The 17,329-nt window shown below is 69.6% G+C and carries 16 protein-coding genes and 1 pseudogene; 13 read left to right on the top strand and 4 right to left on the bottom strand.

Annotated elements, in window-relative coordinates:
• Nucleotides 1-140 precede the first annotated feature (140 nt).
• Nucleotides 141-848 carry a GntR family transcriptional regulator gene (locus COGEMETH_RS05505; protein WP_238181602.1) on the top strand — a complete coding sequence of 236 codons (708 nt, stop codon included), beginning with the start codon at nucleotides 141-143 and terminating at the stop codon, nucleotides 846-848.
• Nucleotides 849-857: 9 nt separating this feature from the next.
• Here the strand turns inward: COGEMETH_RS05505 and COGEMETH_RS05500 are convergent, their stop codons facing one another.
• Entirely contained in the window at nucleotides 858-1,274 is a 417-nt protein-coding gene (locus COGEMETH_RS05500) for a nuclear transport factor 2-like protein (RefSeq protein ID WP_238181601.1), read from the bottom strand.
• 197 nt (nucleotides 1,275-1,471) lie between these two features.
• On the opposite strand from COGEMETH_RS05500, the gene COGEMETH_RS05495 reads away from it, so the two are divergent.
• From COGEMETH_RS05495 to COGEMETH_RS05485, 3 genes are read left to right on the top strand one after another with little or no spacing between them, the layout of a single operon-like run.
• On the top strand, nucleotides 1,472-2,653 hold the full coding sequence (locus tag COGEMETH_RS05495; protein WP_238181600.1) for an ABC transporter substrate-binding protein: 1,182 nt from the start codon (nucleotides 1,472-1,474) through the stop codon (nucleotides 2,651-2,653).
• A gap of 8 nt (nucleotides 2,654-2,661) precedes the next feature.
• Nucleotides 2,662-3,531, top strand: a complete 870-nt coding sequence (locus COGEMETH_RS05490) for a branched-chain amino acid ABC transporter permease (RefSeq protein ID WP_238181599.1) — start codon at nucleotides 2,662-2,664, stop codon at nucleotides 3,529-3,531.
• A 4-nt stretch (nucleotides 3,532-3,535) separates the two neighbouring features.
• A complete protein-coding gene (locus COGEMETH_RS05485; RefSeq protein WP_238181598.1) occupies nucleotides 3,536-6,004 on the top strand; it encodes a branched-chain amino acid ABC transporter ATP-binding protein/permease in 2,469 nt (822 codons plus the stop codon).
• A gap of 241 nt (nucleotides 6,005-6,245) precedes the next feature.
• Here COGEMETH_RS05485 and COGEMETH_RS25780 read toward each other — a convergent pair whose 3' ends face one another.
• Together COGEMETH_RS25780 and COGEMETH_RS25775 are read right to left on the bottom strand one after the other, a co-directional pair.
• Nucleotides 6,246-6,368 carry a hypothetical protein gene (locus COGEMETH_RS25780; RefSeq protein ID WP_373875319.1) on the bottom strand — a complete coding sequence of 41 codons (123 nt, stop codon included), beginning with the start codon at nucleotides 6,366-6,368 and terminating at the stop codon, nucleotides 6,246-6,248.
• A gap of 166 nt (nucleotides 6,369-6,534) precedes the next feature.
• Nucleotides 6,535-7,387, bottom strand: a pseudogene (locus COGEMETH_RS25775) (ABC transporter ATP-binding protein); the annotation flags it as partial.
• 320 nt (nucleotides 7,388-7,707) lie between these two features.
• Between COGEMETH_RS25775 and COGEMETH_RS05470 the strand changes: the two are divergent.
• The 6 genes from COGEMETH_RS05470 to COGEMETH_RS05445 all read left to right on the top strand — a co-directional run bounded on the left by COGEMETH_RS05470 (nucleotide 7,708) and on the right by COGEMETH_RS05445 (nucleotide 13,826).
• Nucleotides 7,708-8,901, top strand: a complete 1,194-nt coding sequence (locus tag COGEMETH_RS05470; RefSeq protein WP_238181597.1) for an alpha-hydroxy acid oxidase — start codon at nucleotides 7,708-7,710, stop codon at nucleotides 8,899-8,901.
• 245 nt (nucleotides 8,902-9,146) lie between these two features.
• Complete coding sequence (locus COGEMETH_RS05465; protein ID WP_238181596.1) at nucleotides 9,147-10,181, top strand: ABC transporter substrate-binding protein; 1,035 nt, start codon at nucleotides 9,147-9,149, stop codon at nucleotides 10,179-10,181.
• 183 nt (nucleotides 10,182-10,364) lie between these two features.
• Entirely contained in the window at nucleotides 10,365-11,228 is an 864-nt protein-coding gene (locus COGEMETH_RS05460; protein ID WP_238181595.1) for an ABC transporter permease, read from the top strand.
• Nucleotides 11,228-12,046, top strand: a complete 819-nt coding sequence (locus COGEMETH_RS05455; protein WP_238181594.1) for an ABC transporter permease — start codon at nucleotides 11,228-11,230, stop codon at nucleotides 12,044-12,046. Before COGEMETH_RS05460 ends, COGEMETH_RS05455 begins: the two co-directional genes overlap by 1 nt.
• Nucleotides 12,027-13,172 (top strand): ABC transporter ATP-binding protein, encoded by a 1,146-nt coding sequence (locus COGEMETH_RS05450; RefSeq protein WP_238181593.1) that lies wholly within the window; start codon nucleotides 12,027-12,029, stop codon nucleotides 13,170-13,172. The genes COGEMETH_RS05455 and COGEMETH_RS05450 overlap by 20 nt, the downstream gene beginning before the upstream one ends.
• Before the next feature lie 45 nt (nucleotides 13,173-13,217).
• On the top strand, nucleotides 13,218-13,826 hold the full coding sequence (locus COGEMETH_RS05445) for a glutathione S-transferase (protein WP_238181592.1): 609 nt from the start codon (nucleotides 13,218-13,220) through the stop codon (nucleotides 13,824-13,826).
• A gap of 9 nt (nucleotides 13,827-13,835) precedes the next feature.
• Here COGEMETH_RS05445 and argE read toward each other — a convergent pair whose 3' ends face one another.
• Nucleotides 13,836-15,008, bottom strand: coding sequence for an acetylornithine deacetylase (gene argE, locus COGEMETH_RS05440; RefSeq protein ID WP_373875318.1), 1,173 nt, complete (start codon nucleotides 15,006-15,008; stop codon nucleotides 13,836-13,838).
• Between the two features lie 376 nt (nucleotides 15,009-15,384).
• On the opposite strand from argE, the gene COGEMETH_RS05435 reads away from it, so the two are divergent.
• The 3 genes from COGEMETH_RS05435 to COGEMETH_RS05425 form a co-directional block, all read left to right on the top strand.
• Complete coding sequence (locus tag COGEMETH_RS05435; RefSeq protein WP_238181591.1) at nucleotides 15,385-15,807, top strand: RidA family protein; 423 nt, start codon at nucleotides 15,385-15,387, stop codon at nucleotides 15,805-15,807.
• On the top strand, nucleotides 15,804-16,478 hold the full coding sequence (locus COGEMETH_RS05430; protein ID WP_238181590.1) for a DUF1028 domain-containing protein: 675 nt from the start codon (nucleotides 15,804-15,806) through the stop codon (nucleotides 16,476-16,478). Before COGEMETH_RS05435 ends, COGEMETH_RS05430 begins: the two co-directional genes overlap by 4 nt.
• Nucleotides 16,479-16,537: 59 nt before the next feature.
• The coding region (locus tag COGEMETH_RS05425) for a LysR family transcriptional regulator (protein WP_238181589.1) at nucleotides 16,538-17,329 on the top strand (792 nt) is incomplete at its 3' end.

Here is a 17,329-nt window from a genome sequence, read left to right as displayed (position 1 = left end):
TGACCGTTGCACCCGGAGGTCCGCTTCGGCAGATAGCGCACGGGACATCCGTCCGAGCCCGTCGGACTGGATCACGACCCAGAGAAGATCATGACGGATCAATCCGCAGAGGCATTGGTACCCAATCCCAGACGTCGTCGATGAAGGCTACGGACGATGGGGATCGCGTGGGCGCGATCTGCCTAGCCTTGCGGCGGGCCATTGTGGAACGGGCGCTAACCCCCGGAGACCGCCTGCCGGAGGATGCCCTGGGCGAGCGGTTCGGGGTCAGCCGCACCATCGCGCGGCAAGCCCTCGTCCGCCTGGCCGGCGAAGGTCTGGTCGACCTCCGCCGCAATCGGATCGCCGTCGTCGCGACGCCGAGCTGGGAGGAGGCGCGCGACACGTTCGACGTGCGCCTCGGCCTGGAGCGGCTCGTGGTGTGCCGCCTTGCCGGACGGCTGAGCGCGGTGCAGCGTCAGACGCTGCTGGACCAGATCACGCGTGAGGAGGCGGCGCGAAGCGGGCCGGACGCCGTCTCGATCCGCCTCGCCACCGAGTTCCACCTGATGCTCGCCGAGATGACCGGCAGTGCCGTGCTCACCCGGTACGTCGCCGAACTCGGCTATCGCTGCGCCCTGATCCTGTCGCTCTACAGCCGCCCGCATTCCTCGGACTGTGCCGTCAGCGAGCATCGCGACATCGTCGCCGCCCTGGTCGCGGGCGATGCCGAGCGTGCCTCCGCCCTGATGGACCACCACCTCGACGCGGTGGCAGAGCGCGCGCGCATCGTCCCACCGGCCCCGCGCGAGCGCGATCTTGGCCGCCTGCTCGCGCCCTATGTCGTCGGCGCGGAGGGCGGAGCCTGAACCTGACCGTCAGGCCGTAATGCCGTGCCGGGTCAGCAGGCGCTCGGCGCTGTCGTTCCAGACCTCCATGCCGACGATCAGACCATCGCGCACGGTGAAGCGGTCGACGTAGCGGTTGCCCTCGAAGGGCGTGCCGTCCGGCCACGCACCGTACAGGGTGCCGAGGCTGTAGACCGTGGTGACGCCGTCCCCCGGCACGACGTCCAGCCGCTCCATCCGCTTCTTCACCCAGGCGTACCGGCCGGCGTTGAAGGCCGTGACTTCCGAGGGATGCGCGAACTCCCGCGCCCCTGTGAACACGATCCTGGTGCCCGGCGCCATGTAGCGCGCGGCCGTCTCCGGGTCCGGAACCATCGAGGCCTCGAGATAGGCGGTGACGTTGGCGGCGTCGCGCGCGGTCGTCGCGTCGTAGGTCGCATTGAGCATGGGAAGACTCCTGTCCGCCCAGAGTGCCGCAAACGCCAATAAAGTGCATGCAACAAGTGTATGCACTTTGGCACGAGTTTGCGCACAGGGTGCCTTCGCGTGTGCATGCGACCGTCCCCGGTCCCGCCGAAGCCGCGAGGGTCGGGTGGCATGGAGGTTGCGCTCGTGAAGCCGCGCCACACCCTCGGAGACATGCTATGGCCTCCCGCCTGCCCCTCGCCCTGCGCCGCATCGCGATGACGACGAGCGCCCTGCTCGGCCTCGCCGTCTCGGCCGCCCAGGCGGCTGACACCGTCAAGATCGGCCTCGTGACCGCCCTGAGCGGTCAATCCGCGAAGTCTGGCGAGGCGATCTCGCGCGGGATCGGTCTCGCCGTCGACGAGATCAATGCCAAAGGCGGTGTGCTCGGGCGGCCCCTCGAACTCGTGGCGCGTGACGACGAGGCCAACCCGTCGAAGGGCGTGCTGGCGGCGCGCGAGCTGATCCAGCGGGTCGGCGTCGTCGCGGTCGTCGGCGGTCTGGATACGCCGGTCTCGATGGCGATCGTGCCCATCGCCAACCAGATGAAAGTGCCCTTCATCGGCCCCTGGGCGGCCGGCACCGGCATCACCCGCAACGGCGCCGCGGACAACTACGCCTTCCGCGTCTCCGCGGTCGACGCCCTCGTCGACGAGGCGCTGGTCGCCTACGCGGTGAAGACCTACGGGGCGAAGAAGCCCGGGATGATCCTCGTCAACAACGCCTGGGGCGAGTCGAACCAGAAGGGCCTCAAGGAGGCCCTGCAGGCGGCCAACCTCCCGGCGGCCGGCATCGAGAAGTACGAGGCCAACGACGTCGACATGGTGCCCCAGCTCTCTCGTCTGAAGGAGGCCGGGGCCGACACCCTGTTCCTCGTCGGCAATGTCGGGCCCTCGGCACAGGTGGTGAAGTCCCTCGATCGGATGAGCTGGTCGGTGCCGGTCGTCTCGCACTGGGGGCCCGCGGGCGGCCGCTTCGACGAGCTCGCCGGCCCGAGCGCCGCCAGGGTGCACTTCATCCAGACCTTCACCTTCGCGGGCAACACCTCGCCAAAGGCGACCGCCGTTCTCGACGCCCTCAAGGCCAAGTATCCGGCGATCAAGTCGATGGCCGACGTCACGCCTGCCGTCGGCATCGCCAACGCCTACGACGCGACGCACCTTCTGGCGCTGGCCATTCAGGCCGCCGGCTCCACGGAGGGGCCGAAGGTGCGCGACGGCTTCTACAAGATCGGCACCTATCCGGGCCTGATAAAAACCTACGACAAGCCCTTCACGCCCGGCCAGCACGACGCCTTGGGCCCGTCGGATTACGTATTCACGCGCTTCAAGGACGGTGAGATCGTCGCGGTGTCCAACTGAGCCCGGCGATGCTGACCTCCATCCTCGTCAGCGGTCTCGGCCTCGGCAGCATGTACGGGCTCGTGGCGCTGGGCTTCCACGTGACCTACGCAGTGTCCGGGACCGTGAACTTCGCGCAGGGGAGCGTCGTCACCCTCGGCGCCGTCCTGGCCTACGGGCTCGGCGTCACCCTGGGCTGGCCGATGTCGGCGGCGATCGTCCTGGCGCTCGCCGGCTGCGCCCTGTTCGGCCTCGTGGTCGAGCGGGCGCTGGTCCGCCCCTTCGTGGCGCGCGGATCGGATGCGTGGCTGCTGGCGACGGTGGCGGGCGGCATCGTCCTCGACAACACCGTGCTGTTCACCTTCGGCAAGGAGCCGCGCAGCCTGCCGTCGCCGCTCGCGACGAAGCCGGTGGAGATCCTCGGGACCGGGATCTACCCGCTGCAGCTCGTCATCCCGGTGGTCGGGCTCGCCCTGGCCTTCGCGATCCGCACGGTGTTCCGCCGGACCGATCTCGGCCGCGTCCTGCTCGCCGTCGCGCAGAACGCAGACGCCGCCCGGCTCATGGGGATCGACGTGCGCCGCACGGTGGCCTGCGCCTACGCCCTCTCGGCGACCCTCGCCGGCATCGCCGGCCTGCTGATCGCGCCGCTCTTCTCGGTCTCGGCCGAGCTCGGCACGCTGTTCGGCATCAAGGCCTTCGCGGTGGCGATCCTCGGGGGCATCGGCTCAGCGACCGGCGTGATCCTGGCGGGGCTCCTCTACGGCCTCGTCGAGGCCGGCGTCACCGCGACCCTCGGCTCGACCTACACGCAGCTCGTGGTGTTCTCGGTGATCATCCTGGCCCTCACCCTGCGCCCCGATGGCCTGCTCGGCCGCGCTGCGGTCAACAAGGTCTGACGCGATGCACCGCCTGCGCTCGGCCCCGGCGATGCGGCTCGCCATCGCGGGCCTCATCGCCGCCGCGCTCGGCCTCGTCGCGCTGACGGCCGGCTACAGCCACTTCGTGATCGCCCTCGTCGCGCTGACGACGGTGGCGGGGGTCGGCCTCAACGTGCTCCTCGGCCTGACCGGGCTGATCTCCTTCGGCCATGCGGGCTTCTACGCGATCGGCGCTTATGTCAGCGCGATCCTGACGCTCCGCGACGTCAGCTTCTGGCTGGCGCTCCCGGCGGCGGCGCTGATCGCCGCTTGCGTCGGCAGCCTCGTGGCGGTGCCGGCCATGCGGGTGAAGGGCCCCTACCTCGCCATGCTGACGATCGCCTTCGGCTTCATCGTCGAGCACGGCCTGATCGAGGGCGGCGACCTCACAGGCGGCCAGAACGGCCTCGTTGTCACCAAGGCGCCGGACCTCCTCGGCGAACCGGTGACCGCAGCCGGCCTCGCGGTGCTGGCGGTGCTCGCAGCCGGCGCGAGCCTCGTCGGGTTCGACATCCTCGCCCGCAGCCGCCTCGGCAAGGCGATGCGTGCCGTGCGCGACGCCGACGTCGCCGCCGCGGCCCTTGGCTTCGACCCGGTTCGGATCAAGACCCTGGCCTTCGCGATCTCCGCCGCCCTGACCGGCCTCGCGGGGGCGGTCCTGCCGCCGCTGATGCTGTTCATCGCGCCGAGCTCCTTCCCGTTCTCGCAGTCGATCCTGTTCGTCCTGTCGGTGATCGTCGGCGGTGCCGGCACGGTGCTGGGTCCGCTCTTCGGCGCCCTCGTCACCGTGCTTCTGCCGGAGGCACTGTCGGGGCTCGCCGAGTACCGTCTGCTGTTCTTCGGGATCGGGACACTGGCGGTGCTCTGGCTGGTGCCCTCAGGGCTGGTCGGCAGCCTCGCCTGCCTGCTGCCCCGCGGCCGCGACGTACCGATCACGGAGGGTGGCCGGGATGCGCCGCTGCCCGCGGCGACGGCGAGCGAGGCGCTCGTCCTCGACGGGATCGGCATCCGTTTCGGTGGCATCACGGCGGCGGAGGGCGTCGGCCTCAGCGCGCGGACCGGGGCGGTCACCAGCGTGATCGGGCCGAACGGGGCCGGGAAGACCACCGTGCTCAACATGATCTCGGGCTTCTACCGCCCGAGCGCCGGGATGATCCGGCTCGGCGGGCGCGACCTCGCAGGCCGGCCGGCGCACGTCGTCGCCCGCGCCGGAATCGCGCGCACCTACCAGACCACGCGCCTGTTCGGCTCGCTCCCGGTGGTCGACAACGTCGCCCTCGGCTTTGCGCCGGGACGCCTCTGGCGCCGTGACCGCGCGGACGACCGCCGGATCGCTGCATCGCTCCTCACATTCGTCGGATACAAAGGGGCCCTCGACCGCCCGGCCGCCGAGCTGCCCCATGTCGACCGGCGGCTCGTCGAGATCGCCCGAGCGCTGGCTGGAGCTCCCACGGTCCTGCTCCTCGACGAGCCCGCCGCAGGCTTGTCGCGGGCCGACACCGACCGGCTGGCCCGGCTGATCCGCCGGATCGCCGACCGCGGCGTCGCGGTGGTCCTGGTCGAACACGACATGCCGCTCGTGATGGGGATCTCCGATCACGTCCTCGTCATGGATGCCGGGCGTCCGATCGCGCAGGGGACACCCGCCGAGATCCGGCGCGACCCGGCGGTACTGCGCGCCTATCTCGGCGGCGCGGATACGCCGGCGCGGCCGCGCGACATCCCATGGCAGGGGCCGGCGGACGCCATCCTATCCGCCCTCGACCTGACGGCAGACTACGGGGCGGCGCCGGTCCTCGACGGCATCCATCTCGACGTGCGGCCGGGAGAGACCGTCGCCCTGCTGGGCGCCAACGGGGCCGGCAAGTCCACGGCCATGCGGGCACTCGCGGGGCTGCTTCGCCCGGTCGCGGGGTCGATCGTGTTCGACGACCGGCGCGTGGAGGCGCTGCCCGCGCACCGGATCGCCCGCTGCGGCCTCGTCCTGGTGCCGGAGGGCCGGCAGGTCTTCCCGGAACTCAGCGTCGTCGAGAACATCCGCCTTGGCGCCTTCGGGCGCGGAACGCCGATCGACCCGGCCGAGGTGGAGCGTCTGCTCGACCGCTTCCCGCGGTTGCGCGACCGCGCCGGGAGCCGGGCGGGCCTGCTCTCCGGCGGCGAGCAGCAGATGCTGGCGATCGCTCGCGGGTTGATGGCGCATCCGCGCGTCCTGCTCCTCGATGAGCCGTCGCTCGGCCTCGCCCCGGCGATGATCAATGCCCTCTACGCCACCGTGGCCGAGCTGCGCGACGAGGGGGTCACCATCCTCATCGTCGACCAGATGGCGGCGCTCGCCCTCACGGTCGCCGATCGTGGCTACGTGCTGGAGCAGGGGCGGGTCGTCGCGCGCGGGACGGCCGCGGAGCTGTCGGCGGACAAAGGGCTGGAAGCGGCCTATCTCGGCGCTGCGTAACAGGACACGTCATGGATACGGCCGCTGCGCCTGCTGGATAGGCTGGGGCAGGTATGGTCATCGAGGCCTCCTGACCAAGCGGTCTCGGATCGTCGGACGAACCCGGCCGTGGGTCACGGCATAAATTCCTCTTGGCAGAAATTCGATCGCGGCGAGCAGCCCGACTGCGCGCTCCGGCCCTGTCGCGAAATCCCATCGTGCCTGTCGGCCACCGATCCGTCTTGGCATGCGGACCGGGCTCTCAGCGTTCCGCGGCGACCCAGTGGCCGGGCGCGGCCTCGACGAGGTCGCCGGGCTGCCCCTCCTCCGGAACCTGGGGTTCAGCGGCGGCAAGGCGGGCCCGTTCCGCGATCGGGTCGGGCACTTGCCGGAGCCAGATTCGCCGACGAGCCCGAGCGTCTCGCCTGGCGCGATGTCGAAGCTGACATCGCGGACCGCCCGGAACACGCTGCTCTTCCCGCCCCACCACGCGCGCAGGGGGTAGGTCTTCGAGAGGTTGCGCACCGACAGGATGGGGGCGGGCGAAGCGCTCATCGGGCACCCTCCTCGGCGAGGCGGGCCGGCAGGTCGTACCAAGCGGCCACGAGATGGCCGGGCGCGGCGCCCGCCGCCTTGGAGAAGCGGCGGCATCTCGGCACGGCAGCGGGGGGTGGCGAAGGCGTTGCGCGGTGCGAAGGGATCGCCCTGCGGCGGGCAGCGCATGTCCGGCGGGCTGCCGTCGATCTGGTGCAGGCGACGGCGCCCGGTGCGGCCTCTGCTCAGGTCCGGCAGGGAGCGCAGCAGCTCGAGCGTGTAGGCGTTACGCGGGTCGCCGAAGATGTCGTCGACGGGGCCGCGCTCCAGGATGCGTCCGGCATACATGACTTGCACCGTGTCGCTGATGCCGGCGACCACGCCGAGGTCGTGGGTGATCCAGATGATCGCCATGCCGAGCTCGCGCTTCAACTCCTGCACCAGGGCAATGATCTCGGCCTGCACGGTCACGTCCAGCGCGGTGGTCGCCTCGTCGGCGATGAGCAGCTTTGGCCGGCAGGCGAGCCCGATCGCGATCATCCCGCGCTGGCGCTGCCCGCCGGAAAACTCGTGCGGATACCGGTCGAGGCGCCCCGCCGCGTTCGGGATGCGCACGAGGTCGAGGAGCTCGCGCGCCCGGGCGCGCGCCGCGCGCCGGTCGAGGCCGAGATGGATGCGCAACGGCTCGACGATCTGCTGGGCGACCGTCATGCCGGGGTTGAGCGAGCTCATCGGGTCTTGGAAAACGAAGCCGATCTCGCCCCCGCGGACCTTGCGCAGGGAGCGCTCGGGCAGCGCCAGGAGATCGCGCCCGCGGAACAGCACCTGCCCGCCCGTGATGCGGCCGGGAGGACGCGGGATCAGGCCCAGCTCGGATTACAATGATAATTTTGCTTGCCGCGACAGTGCTATACGGCGGCGACAGGTGACGATGCAGTCACGAGCATCCCGGCATCTGTCCTGCGTCGAGATGTTGTTCGGCTGGTGGTCTCTCGGTTTCCCACGAGCCGTTGACCGCTTGGCAAAGGCGATCGACGGGTTCGCAGACGTGATAAGTGGAAGGCTGGGGTGGATGTCCGAGCTCCGCTCACCCTGATGTGAATCCCGCCCTCGGGCCACGAGAGAGGGCGGGCTCGATCCCGCTTCTCCCGCGAACCGTCCCGTCATCCGATCGCGAGGTCAGACATCCCATGGCGCCCATCATCACGACGGTCGAGGACCTGCGGCGGGTTGCCAAGCGGCGGGTGCCGCGGATGTTCTACGATTACTGCGATTCCGGATCGTGGACCGAGTCGACCTACCGCGCGAACGAGGCCGATTTCGCCGGGATCAAGCTCCGCCAGCGCGTGGCGGTCGACATGACCGACCGCTCGCTCGCCACGACGATGGCCGGCCAGACCGTCGCGATGCCCGTTGCCCTGGCGCCCACGGGATTGACGGGCATGCAGCACGCCGACGGCGAGATCCTGGCGGCGCGGGCGGCGGAGGAGGCCGGCGTGCCGTTCACCCTGTCGACGATGAGCATCTGCAGCATCGAGGACGTGGCGGAGACCGTGAGCAAGCCGTTCTGGTTTCAGCTGTACTTCATGCGCGACCGCACCTTCAACGACCGGCTCATCGACCGCGCGAAGGCGGCGGGCTGCTCGGCCCTGGTCCTGACGCTGGACCTTCAGATCCTCGGGCAGCGCCACAAGGACATCCGCAACGGCCTGTCGGCGCCACCGAAGCTGACGCCGGGCACCGTCCTCGATCTCCTGACCAAGCCGCGCTGGTGCTGGTCCATGCTTCGCACGAAGCGCCGGACGTTCCGCAACATCGTGGGGCATGTGGAGGGCGTGCGGGACACCCGTTCCATCTCCGCCTGGGCGGCGGACCAGTTCGACCCGCGCCTCGATTGGGACGACGTGCGCAGGATTCGCGACCGCTGGAAGGGTCCCCTGATCCTGAAGGGCATCCTCGATGCGGAGGACGCCGAGAAGGCGGCTGCGACCGGGGCGGAGGCGCTGATCGTCTCGAATCACGGCGGGCGGCAGCTCGACGGCGCACGCTCGTCCATCACGGCGCTCCCCGGGATCGCGGATGCGGTCGGCTCGCGCATCGAGGTGCTGATGGACGGCGGAATCCGCTCGGGCCAGGACGTGCTGAAGGCCGTCGCCCTGGGGGCGAAGGGGGTCTTCATCGGACGCGCGTTCCTCTACGGTCTCGGTGCCTACGGCCAAATGGGCGTTGCCAAATCCCTGGAGATCATCCGCACGGAACTCGATACGACGATGGCCCTGTGCGGCCATCGCGACATCCGCGATGTCGACCGGTCGATCCTCCTGACGCCCCCCGCGCAGGACGCCCGGATCGAGACGGCGGGCGCCCGGCGCATCGCCTCCTGACGACGTGCGCGACGACCGTCGCCGTGCATGGGCGCCCTGCATCAAAATTTCCGATCCAGACGCCTCCGCAAATCGTACTTTATGGGGCCGCCCAGCCATCTAGTTTTTCGTGCCGAGCCGAGACCGAACAATGAAACTGGCCGCATGTATAGTGGGTGACGTTGCCGTCCAGCCTTCGGCTTGAGCAATTGGCACTTTGCTTGCGAGGTTTCATCAGTCGATCCTATCGATAAGGAACAACTGACGTGACATCATTGCGGGCCTCCTTCTTCGCCGTCTCGGCCCTGATCGCGTCGATCATACCGGTGCAGGCGGCCGAGAAACTCGTCGTCAGCACCTGGGGCGGCAGCTTCCGCGATCTGATCGACGAGGCCATCGCCGCGAAGTTCAAGGCCGAGACCGGCGCCGAGGTCGAGTACATCACCGGCGGCACGATCGACAGGTTGAACAAGGCCAAGCTCGCCAAGGGTTCGCCCGAGAGCGACGTCACCTTCACGACCGCGCATGTCGGCTGGCTCTACGTCAACGACGGATTGTTCGAGACCCTCGACTTCTCGAAGATCCCGAATGCGCGCAACCTCGTCGACCAGGCCAGGATCAGCCCCGCACATATCGGCACCTGGGGCTATGTCTACACGATCGGCTACCGGGCCGACCTGTTGCCGAAGGGGATGACCTTCGGCTCCTGGGCCGATCTCTGGGACCCGAGGCTCAAGAACAGCCTCGCCGCTCCCGATTTCGATCCGAGCCACATCATCGCCGTCTCGGCGCTGCTCTCGGGCGGCGACCCGGCCACCTGGGAGAAGGGGCAGGCCAAGCTCGAGGCGCTGAAGCCCAACTTCCGGGCCTTCTACACCAACGACGCCAACAGCCAGCAGCTCATCGCCACCGGCGAGACGCCCGTCCAGGTCGTGCTGACCATGAACGCCTATTACATGAAGGGACAGGACGTGCCGATCACCGTGGTGATCCCGAAGGAAGGCGGGGTGCTGGGCATCGACACGGTGGCGATCAACACGGGCTCCAGGAAGGCGGAGCTGGCCTACAAGTTCATCAACATCGCCCTCGATCCCACGGTGCAGGCCAAGATCGCGGAGCTCAAGAAGGGCAGCCCCACCGTCACGAACGCCAAGGTCGATCCCGAGACCGCCAAGCTGCCGGGCGTGTTCACGACGCCCGAGCAGTGGAAGACCCAGGCCATCAACATCGACCCGAAGCTCAGGGCCGAGAAGACCGCCCTCTGGCGCAAGTGGTTCACTGAGAACATCATGGCGCGCTGAGCGCGATGCCCGGGTCCGCCAGTCCCGCCCTGGCCCCATGCTGAGAGGCGGAGCGCGGGCCGCGCCGCGAAGGAGACGGCCGACAGGGGCGGGAAAGCGGCTCGGAAGGGCCGCGAAATCCGCTCGGTTCCTTACGGGGACGGGCATCCGGCGCCTACCGCGTCCGACGATCCCGAAGGCATCATGAGACCCGCGATCCGCCGACGACCCTTCCTTCCCCTGTTCGTGACCCCGGCCGTGCTGGTGGCCGCCGCGATCGTCGCCGCCATGGCCGCGATCCTGCGCTACAGCCTTCAAGCCTACGTGCCGGGCTCCCTCGACGTCGGCGGGTTCACTCTGGAGAACTTCGCGGACCTCGGCCGCCCGATCGTGCTGCGCGCGCTGCGCGACACGGTGCTCATCTGCTTCGAGACGGCGCTGATCACCCTGGTCGTCGGCTACCCCGTCGCCTACGCGCTGGTGCGCACCCGCTCGATCCTGCTGAAGTCCATCATCCTCGTGACAGCGGTGACGCCACTCTTCCTCGGCGAGGTGGTGCGCACCTATGCCTGGACCGTGGTGCTCGGCAATACCGGCTTCGTCAACGCAACCTTACGCCAGATCGGAGTGATCGAGCGGCCGATCCAGCTCATGTTCACCGAGTTCGGGGTCATCATCGCCCTCGTCCACGTGACGCTGCCGGTGATGGTCATCATGCTGGCGGCAGCGCTCGCCCATATCGACCGTGACTACGAGCGCGCCGCCCAGAGCCTCGGGGCCGGGCCGGTGCGCGCCTTCCTCACCGTGACCCTGCCGCTCTCGATGCCGGGTGTGGTGGCGGGCTTCACCACCGCCTTCGCCTGGACCTTCAGCGCCTTCGCCACGCCCCAGGTGATCGGCGGCGGCAAGGTCAGCGTGGTCTCGACGCTGGTCTACCAGCTGGGCCTCTCCTCCTTCAACTTCCCGGTCGCGGCGTCCCTGAGCCTCGCCGGCCTCGTCCTGGCGCTGGGCACGATGTGGGTCGTGCGCCGCGCCGCCCGGCCCCTCGAAGCCCTGGGAGGCCATTGATGCGCCGCGGCCTCCGCAGCCGGGTCCTCGGGATCTCGGGCAAGCTCCTCGTCGGGCTGATCCTCGCCTTCATCGTGCTGCCGGCCTTCGTGGTGACGCTCGCCGCCTTCAACGACCGGGCGATCCTGAGCTTCCCGCCGGCCAAATACTCGACGCGCTGGTTCACTCGGGCGCTGACCTACCGCGACTTCCAGACGGGCCTGTGGAACAGCCTCGTCGTCACCGCCTGGGCCTCCACCATCGCGCTGGCCGTCGGCACCGGCTTCGCGATCGCCCTGAAGCGCTACGCCTTCCGCTTCAAGGCGGGTCTGGAGGGCGTGCTGCTCTCGCCGCTGATCGTGCCGCACTTCACCATCGGCCTGGGCCTGCTGGTTCTGGCCACCGGAATCGGCGCGGCGCGGGGCTTTCCCGTGGTGGTGGTCACCCACGTCATCGTGGTGCTGCCCTTCGTGATCCGGAGCGTCTACATCTCGCTGCAGAACATCGACGAGCGGCTGGAGCTCGCCGCGGCGAGCCTCGGCGCCCGGCCGGGCCGCGTGCTCGGGACGATCACCCTGCCGCTCCTCGCGCCCGGCCTCGTCAGCGGCTGGCTGTTTGCCGCGATCCTGTCCTTCAACGAGTTCACGGCCTCGCTCTTCGTGACGGGCCAGGCGACCCAGACCCTGCCGGTGGCGATGTACGGCTACGTCCGCGAGTTCGCGGACCCGACGCTGGCGGCGGTCTCGGTGATCTACATCGCGGTGACGGCCGCGCTCCTGACCGTCGCCAACACGTTCCTCGGGCTCGGCAAGGTGCTGAATGTTGAGCAAGGCCGCTGACCTCTCCCTGCCGGCGCGCCCGCCCGGCACCTCCGCGAGCCCACGGGGCACCCCGGCGGTGCGGCTCGACGGCGTGGTGAAGCGCTTCGGCGCCGTGACCGCGCTGGAGGAGACCTGGCTGCAGGTGGAGCAGGGCGAGTTCCTGACTCTGCTCGGGCCCTCCGGCTGCGGCAAGACCACCCTGCTCAACCTGATGGCGGGCTTCCTGGAGGCGGATGCGGGCGAGATCTTCATTGGCGGCGACCTCGTCACCGCCACGCCCCCCTACGAGCGCGAGATCGGCATCGTCTTCCAGAACTACGCCCTGTTCCCGCACATGAACGTCGCCAAGAACGTCGGCTACGGCTTGCGCATGCGCGGCGTCCCGAAGCGGGAGATCGCCCGACGCGTGGACGAGGCCCTCGCCCTCGTGAAGCTGTCGGGTTTCGCCGACCGCTCCCCGCGCCAGCTCTCCGGGGGGCAGCAGCAGCGCGTGGCCCTCGCCCGCGCCCTCGTCATCCAGCCGAAGGTGCTGCTGCTCGACGAGCCGTTCTCGGCGCTGGACAAGAACCTGCGTGGGTCGATGCAGGTCGAGTTGAAGGAGATCCAGCGCCGGCTCGGAGTGACGACGGTCTTCGTCACCCACGACCAGGGCGAGGCGCTGAGCATGTCGGACCGGATCGTGGTGATGTCGGCCGGCCGGGTCCGTCAGGTCGGCACGCCGGACCAAGTCTATCGTCATCCGCAGGACCGCTTCGTGGCGGGGTTCATCGGCGACGTGAACCGCCTGCCCGGCCGCCTCGAGGCCTGTGCGGGCGAGCGCGCCACGGTCGCCATTCGCGACCTGCGCCGCGACGTCGAGGCGACGGCCTTGCGCGACTGCGCGGCGGGCGCCGAGGTCGACGTGTTCGTGCGGCCGGATCATCTCGGCGTGCGTCCCGCCGGCGAGGCGGGAAGCCTGCCGGCCTGCGTCGCGGCCCTCGTCTACCAGGGCTCCCACATCGACCTGTATGCCGACCTCGCAGACGGCGGGCGCGTCCTCGTGCGAATGCCGGGACAAGGGGCTCTGGCCACCTACGCACCCGGGACTCCGGTCGGCATCCTCGTGCCGCAAGGGGGGCTCGTCGCCTTCCCGCCCGAGCCGTGATGCGGATTGCCGGGTCGTTCGGACCCGTGACAGGACCATGCCCCCATGAAGCTCCTCTACGCGCGAACCTCGCCTTACGTCCGGAAGGTCCTGGTCGTCGCCCACGAGACCGGTCAGGCCGCGGCGATCGAGACGGTGCCGGTCGCCGCCACGCCGACCGAGCGCAACCCGGAGACGGTTCGCCACAACCCGCTCGGCAAGGTCCCGACCCTCGTCATCGCGGATGGAACCGCGTTGTTCGACAGCCGGGTGATCTGCGAATATCTCGATGCGCGCGCCTCCGGCCCTCGCCTGTTCCCGGAGGGCGATGCCCGCTGGGACGCGCTCGCCCGCCAGGCTCTGGCGGACGGACTGCTCGATGCCGCGCTGCTGCTTCGCTACGAGCGCGTGCTACGGCCGGCGGCCGCGCGCTGGGACCTTTGGGAGGCGGGCCAGATCGCGAAGATCACCGCCGCCCTCGACCGGATCGAGGCGACGCTCGCCGAGCCTGTAGGTGGGCTCGACATCGGCGCGGTCGCGACGGGCTGCGCCCTCGGCTACCTCGATTTCCGCTTCCCCGATCTCGGCTGGCGCGCCGGCCGGCCCGCGGCGGCCGCGTGGTACGAGACGTTCAGCCAGCGTCCGTCGATGCAGCGCACGACGCCGCAGGATTGAGCGGTCGTTTCAGCACGACTCGGCGACCAACCGCCGGATGAAGCCGGCGCACGTTTCCAGCTCGTCCGGCATCACGTACTCGTCCGCCTTGTGGGCGCGCGCCATCGCGCCTGGGCCGATCACCACGGCCGGCACCTCGCCTGACGTCTGAAACAGACCCGCCTCGGTCCCGTAGGAAACCTTGGCGTGCCCGTCGCGGCCGGCCAGTCGCTTGGCCAGCTTCGCGAGGTCCGCGTGCGGGTCGAGGTCGAGCCCCGGATAATCGACGAGCGGCTCGACCGTGACGCCGCATGCGGGGTCGCGTGCGGCCATCTCGGCGCCCAATACCTCGGTCGCGTACGTGGTCGCAGCCGCGACCAGTCCACCCGCATCGTCCGCCGCGATGGCGCGATACTCGAATTCCACGGTGCAGGTATCCGGCACGATGTTGAGCGCCGTACCGCCGCCGACGACGCTGCAGAGTCCTGTGGTGTGCGGCACGTCGTAGAGCGGATCGCGGGCGCCCTCGCGGGCAAGCCGCTCGGCGCTCAAGCGGACATGGTCGATGAAGCGGGCGGCGAACTCGACGGCGTTGACCCCACGCGGTGCCAGCGCCGAGTGGCAGGCACGTCCGCGGAAGGTGAGGCGCGCAGCGCATTTGCCCTTGTGGCCGAGGACGACACCCATCTCGGTCGGTTCACCCACGAAGCATCCGAGAGGGCGCACGCCCCGTTCGCGCATCCGCGCGATCAGTGGGCGCACGCCGCGGCAGCCGACCTCCTCGTCGTAGGAGAGGGCGATGTGGATGGGACGCCTCAGTCGGGCCGCCGCCATCTCGGGCATCAACGCCACGCAGACGGCGACGAACCCTTTCATGTCCGAGGTGCCGCGTCCGTAGAGGCGCCCGTCTCGCAGGGTCAGCCGGAACGGGTCGCTCGACCAGGCCTGACCGTCGACCGGCACCACGTCGCTATGCCCGGATAGAACGTAACCTGGCACGTCGCGCGGACCGATGGTGATCCAGAGGGCCGCCTTGTCGCCGGTTTCCGAGGGCACCCGGTCAGTCTCCGCCCCGTTCGCGCGGGCGAGATCCTCGACGTAGTCGACAAGCGCAAGGTTGCTTCGGGCGCTGACGGTATCGAAGGCGACGAGTCTCTCCAACGTCTCGGCGAGTGCCTGTGGTACTGTAACAGCCATGACCATCGGCGGATTCCGCGTGCATCTGATTGGATCGGATCGTTACGGTCGGCTCTCACCGGAGACAACACGAACACCGGTGTCCGCGGCCGGCACGGCGCGGTCGGTGGCTTCGGATTTTCCGAACCACGACCCCGGCAAGTGCTTGTTGTTGTGAACGATTGGAACGATATCCTCGGTGTTCTCAAGCCTCGACACCGGCGTATCGGTCTGGTCGGTTCGAATGTATCGAATGATAGAACGCATCCTTCGCCCGGACGGCTGTTCTGGTGGCAGCCGAGGTTTTCGACGAATGGTCAACGTCTCGGTCAGTCACCCCGCGCCGTCCGTGGCGCATCGCTAATCCTCGTCCGCCGTTCTCGCAGGAGGTAGGAACGACCCGATGACCATCCACAAGCGGATCCGACCTTTCAACACGCGCGACACCTATCCGGAGCAGCAGCTCGACAACGACCTCTGCCAGACCGTGGTGGCTCGGGGTCAGATGGTCTTCGTGCGCGGGCAGATCGGCCAGGACCTCGACACTTCCGAGAGCGTCGCGCTCGGCGACGCGGCCGGTCAAGCCGAAAAGGCGATGGCCAATATCGCGATGCTGCTGGACGAGGCCGGCTCGAAGCTTGAGCATGTCTGCAAGATCACGATCTACCTCGTCGACCCGCGCTATCGCGAGCCGGTCTACCGTGCGGTCGGACGCTGGCTGAAGGGTGTCCATCCGGTCTCGACCGGGATCGTGGTCTCCGCGCTCGCCCGGCCCGAATGGCTCGTCGAGATCGACGCCATCGCGGTCATCCCGGAGGACGCATGACCTTCTCGATCGTGGCGCGCTGTGCGTCGACCGGCATGTTCGGGGTCGCCGTCTCGTCCTCCTCGCCCGCGGTGGCGGCGCGCTGTGCCCATGCCCGGGCGGGGATCGGCGCGGTCGCGAGCCAGAACGTGACCGACCCGGCGCTGGGTCGCCGCGCCCTCGACCTGATGGCGCTCGGCGCCGACGCCGCCGAAGCCATCGCCGTGCTGCGGCGGACCGGCGGGCCGATGGAGTACCGCCAGGTGCTCGCCGTGGACGCCGGCGGCGGCGCGGCGATCCATTCGGGCCCCAAAGCGCTCGGCATCTGGGGGGAGGCGCGCGCCGCCGACGTCGCCTGCGGCGGCAATCTCCTCGCGGATGCGGGCGTCCCCCGGGCGATGGTCGACGCCTTCCTCGGCGCATCCGGCCATCTCGGCGACCGCCTGCTCACCGCCATGCGGGCGGCACTGGCGGCCGGCGGCGAGGCCGGCCCGGTCCATTCGGCCGGGTTGATGCTGGTGCGCGAGGTCGCGTGGCCCGTGGCGGACCTGCGCGTCGACTGGACGGAGGATTGCCCGATCGCGGCGCTCGCCACGCTGTGGGATCTCTATCGGCCGCAGCTGGACGCCTACGTCACCCGCGCCCTCGACCCGACCGCCGCGCCGAGCTATGGCGTGCCGGGCGACCTATGAACGAGGACGGGACGCGCGGCCGCCTTCGAGTCGGCCTGGCTGCTCGCTGAGGGCGGCGGATGCGGTTCACCCTGCGCCAACTCGAGTATTTCATCGCCGCCGGCCAGACCGGCAGCATTACGCTCGCCTCCGAGCGCATCCACATCTCGCAGCCCTCGATCTCGACGGCCATCGCCCACTTGGAGCGGGAGCTCTCGGTGCAGCTCTTCGTCCGCCACCACGCGCAGGGGCTCTCGCTGACGCCCATCGGGCGCGAGGTGCTGCGCGAGGCCAAAGCCGTCGTGGAACAGGCCGAGAGCCTCTACACCCTGGCCTCCGAAACCGGCGGGCAGGTGCGGGGGCCTCTCTCGCTCGGCTGCATGGTGACGCTCGCGCCGATGCTGGTGCCCGAACTCGCCCACGCCTTCACCACGGCCTTCCCCGCCGCGCAGATCCGTTACGTCGAGGGCGACCAGGAACAGCTCATCACGGGCTTGCGCCGCTCCGAGACCGAGGTCGCGCTGACCTACGACCTTTACGTGCCCGAGGACATTCACTTCACCCCGCTCGTCGATCTGCCGCCGCACGTGCTGGTGGCGGAGGGGCATCCGATCGCGGACCACGCGGCGGTGGCGTTGGCCGACCTCGTCGACGAGCCGATGATCCTGCTCGACCTGCCGCTGAGCCGCGAATACTTCCTCGCCCTCTTCATGGCCGAGGGCCTGCAGCCCAAGGTCGTGGCACGCTCCGCCCATCAGGAGGTGGTGCGCACGATGGTCGCCAACGCCCACGGCTACACCCTGTTCAACGTCCGCCCGCGTTCCGACCTCGCCCTCGACGGGAAGAGGCTCAAGCGGGTTCGGCTCGCCGGC

Source organism: Methylobacterium trifolii, from assembly GCF_022179685.1.
In the GTDB taxonomy this organism is placed as follows: domain Bacteria; phylum Pseudomonadota; class Alphaproteobacteria; order Rhizobiales; family Beijerinckiaceae; genus Methylobacterium; species Methylobacterium trifolii.
Note: the sequence above shows the minus strand (reverse complement) of the source record. Positions and strands in the feature narration are given on the sequence as shown.

Bases quoted from the DNA above. Each gene is read 5' to 3' on its own strand.
- COGEMETH_RS05505 (WP_238181602.1), top strand. From the start codon at position 141: ATGAAGGCTACGGACGATGGGGATCGCGTGGGCGCGATCTGCCTAGCC.
- COGEMETH_RS05500 (WP_238181601.1), bottom strand. From the start codon at position 1,274: ATGCTCAATGCGACCTACGACGCGACGACCGCGCGCGACGCCGCCAAC.
- COGEMETH_RS05495 (WP_238181600.1), top strand. From the start codon at position 1,472: ATGGCCTCCCGCCTGCCCCTCGCCCTGCGCCGCATCGCGATGACGACG.
- COGEMETH_RS05490 (WP_238181599.1), top strand. From the start codon at position 2,662: ATGCTGACCTCCATCCTCGTCAGCGGTCTCGGCCTCGGCAGCATGTAC.
- COGEMETH_RS05485 (WP_238181598.1), top strand. From the start codon at position 3,536: ATGCACCGCCTGCGCTCGGCCCCGGCGATGCGGCTCGCCATCGCGGGC.
- COGEMETH_RS05470 (WP_238181597.1), top strand. From the start codon at position 7,708: ATGGCGCCCATCATCACGACGGTCGAGGACCTGCGGCGGGTTGCCAAG.
- COGEMETH_RS05460 (WP_238181595.1), top strand. From the start codon at position 10,365: ATGAGACCCGCGATCCGCCGACGACCCTTCCTTCCCCTGTTCGTGACC.
- COGEMETH_RS05455 (WP_238181594.1), top strand. From the start codon at position 11,228: ATGCGCCGCGGCCTCCGCAGCCGGGTCCTCGGGATCTCGGGCAAGCTC.
- COGEMETH_RS05450 (WP_238181593.1), top strand. From the start codon at position 12,027: ATGTTGAGCAAGGCCGCTGACCTCTCCCTGCCGGCGCGCCCGCCCGGC.
- COGEMETH_RS05445 (WP_238181592.1), top strand. From the start codon at position 13,218: ATGAAGCTCCTCTACGCGCGAACCTCGCCTTACGTCCGGAAGGTCCTG.
- argE (WP_373875318.1), bottom strand. From the start codon at position 15,008: ATGGTCATGGCTGTTACAGTACCACAGGCACTCGCCGAGACGTTGGAG.
- COGEMETH_RS05435 (WP_238181591.1), top strand. From the start codon at position 15,385: ATGACCATCCACAAGCGGATCCGACCTTTCAACACGCGCGACACCTAT.
- COGEMETH_RS05430 (WP_238181590.1), top strand. From the start codon at position 15,804: ATGACCTTCTCGATCGTGGCGCGCTGTGCGTCGACCGGCATGTTCGGG.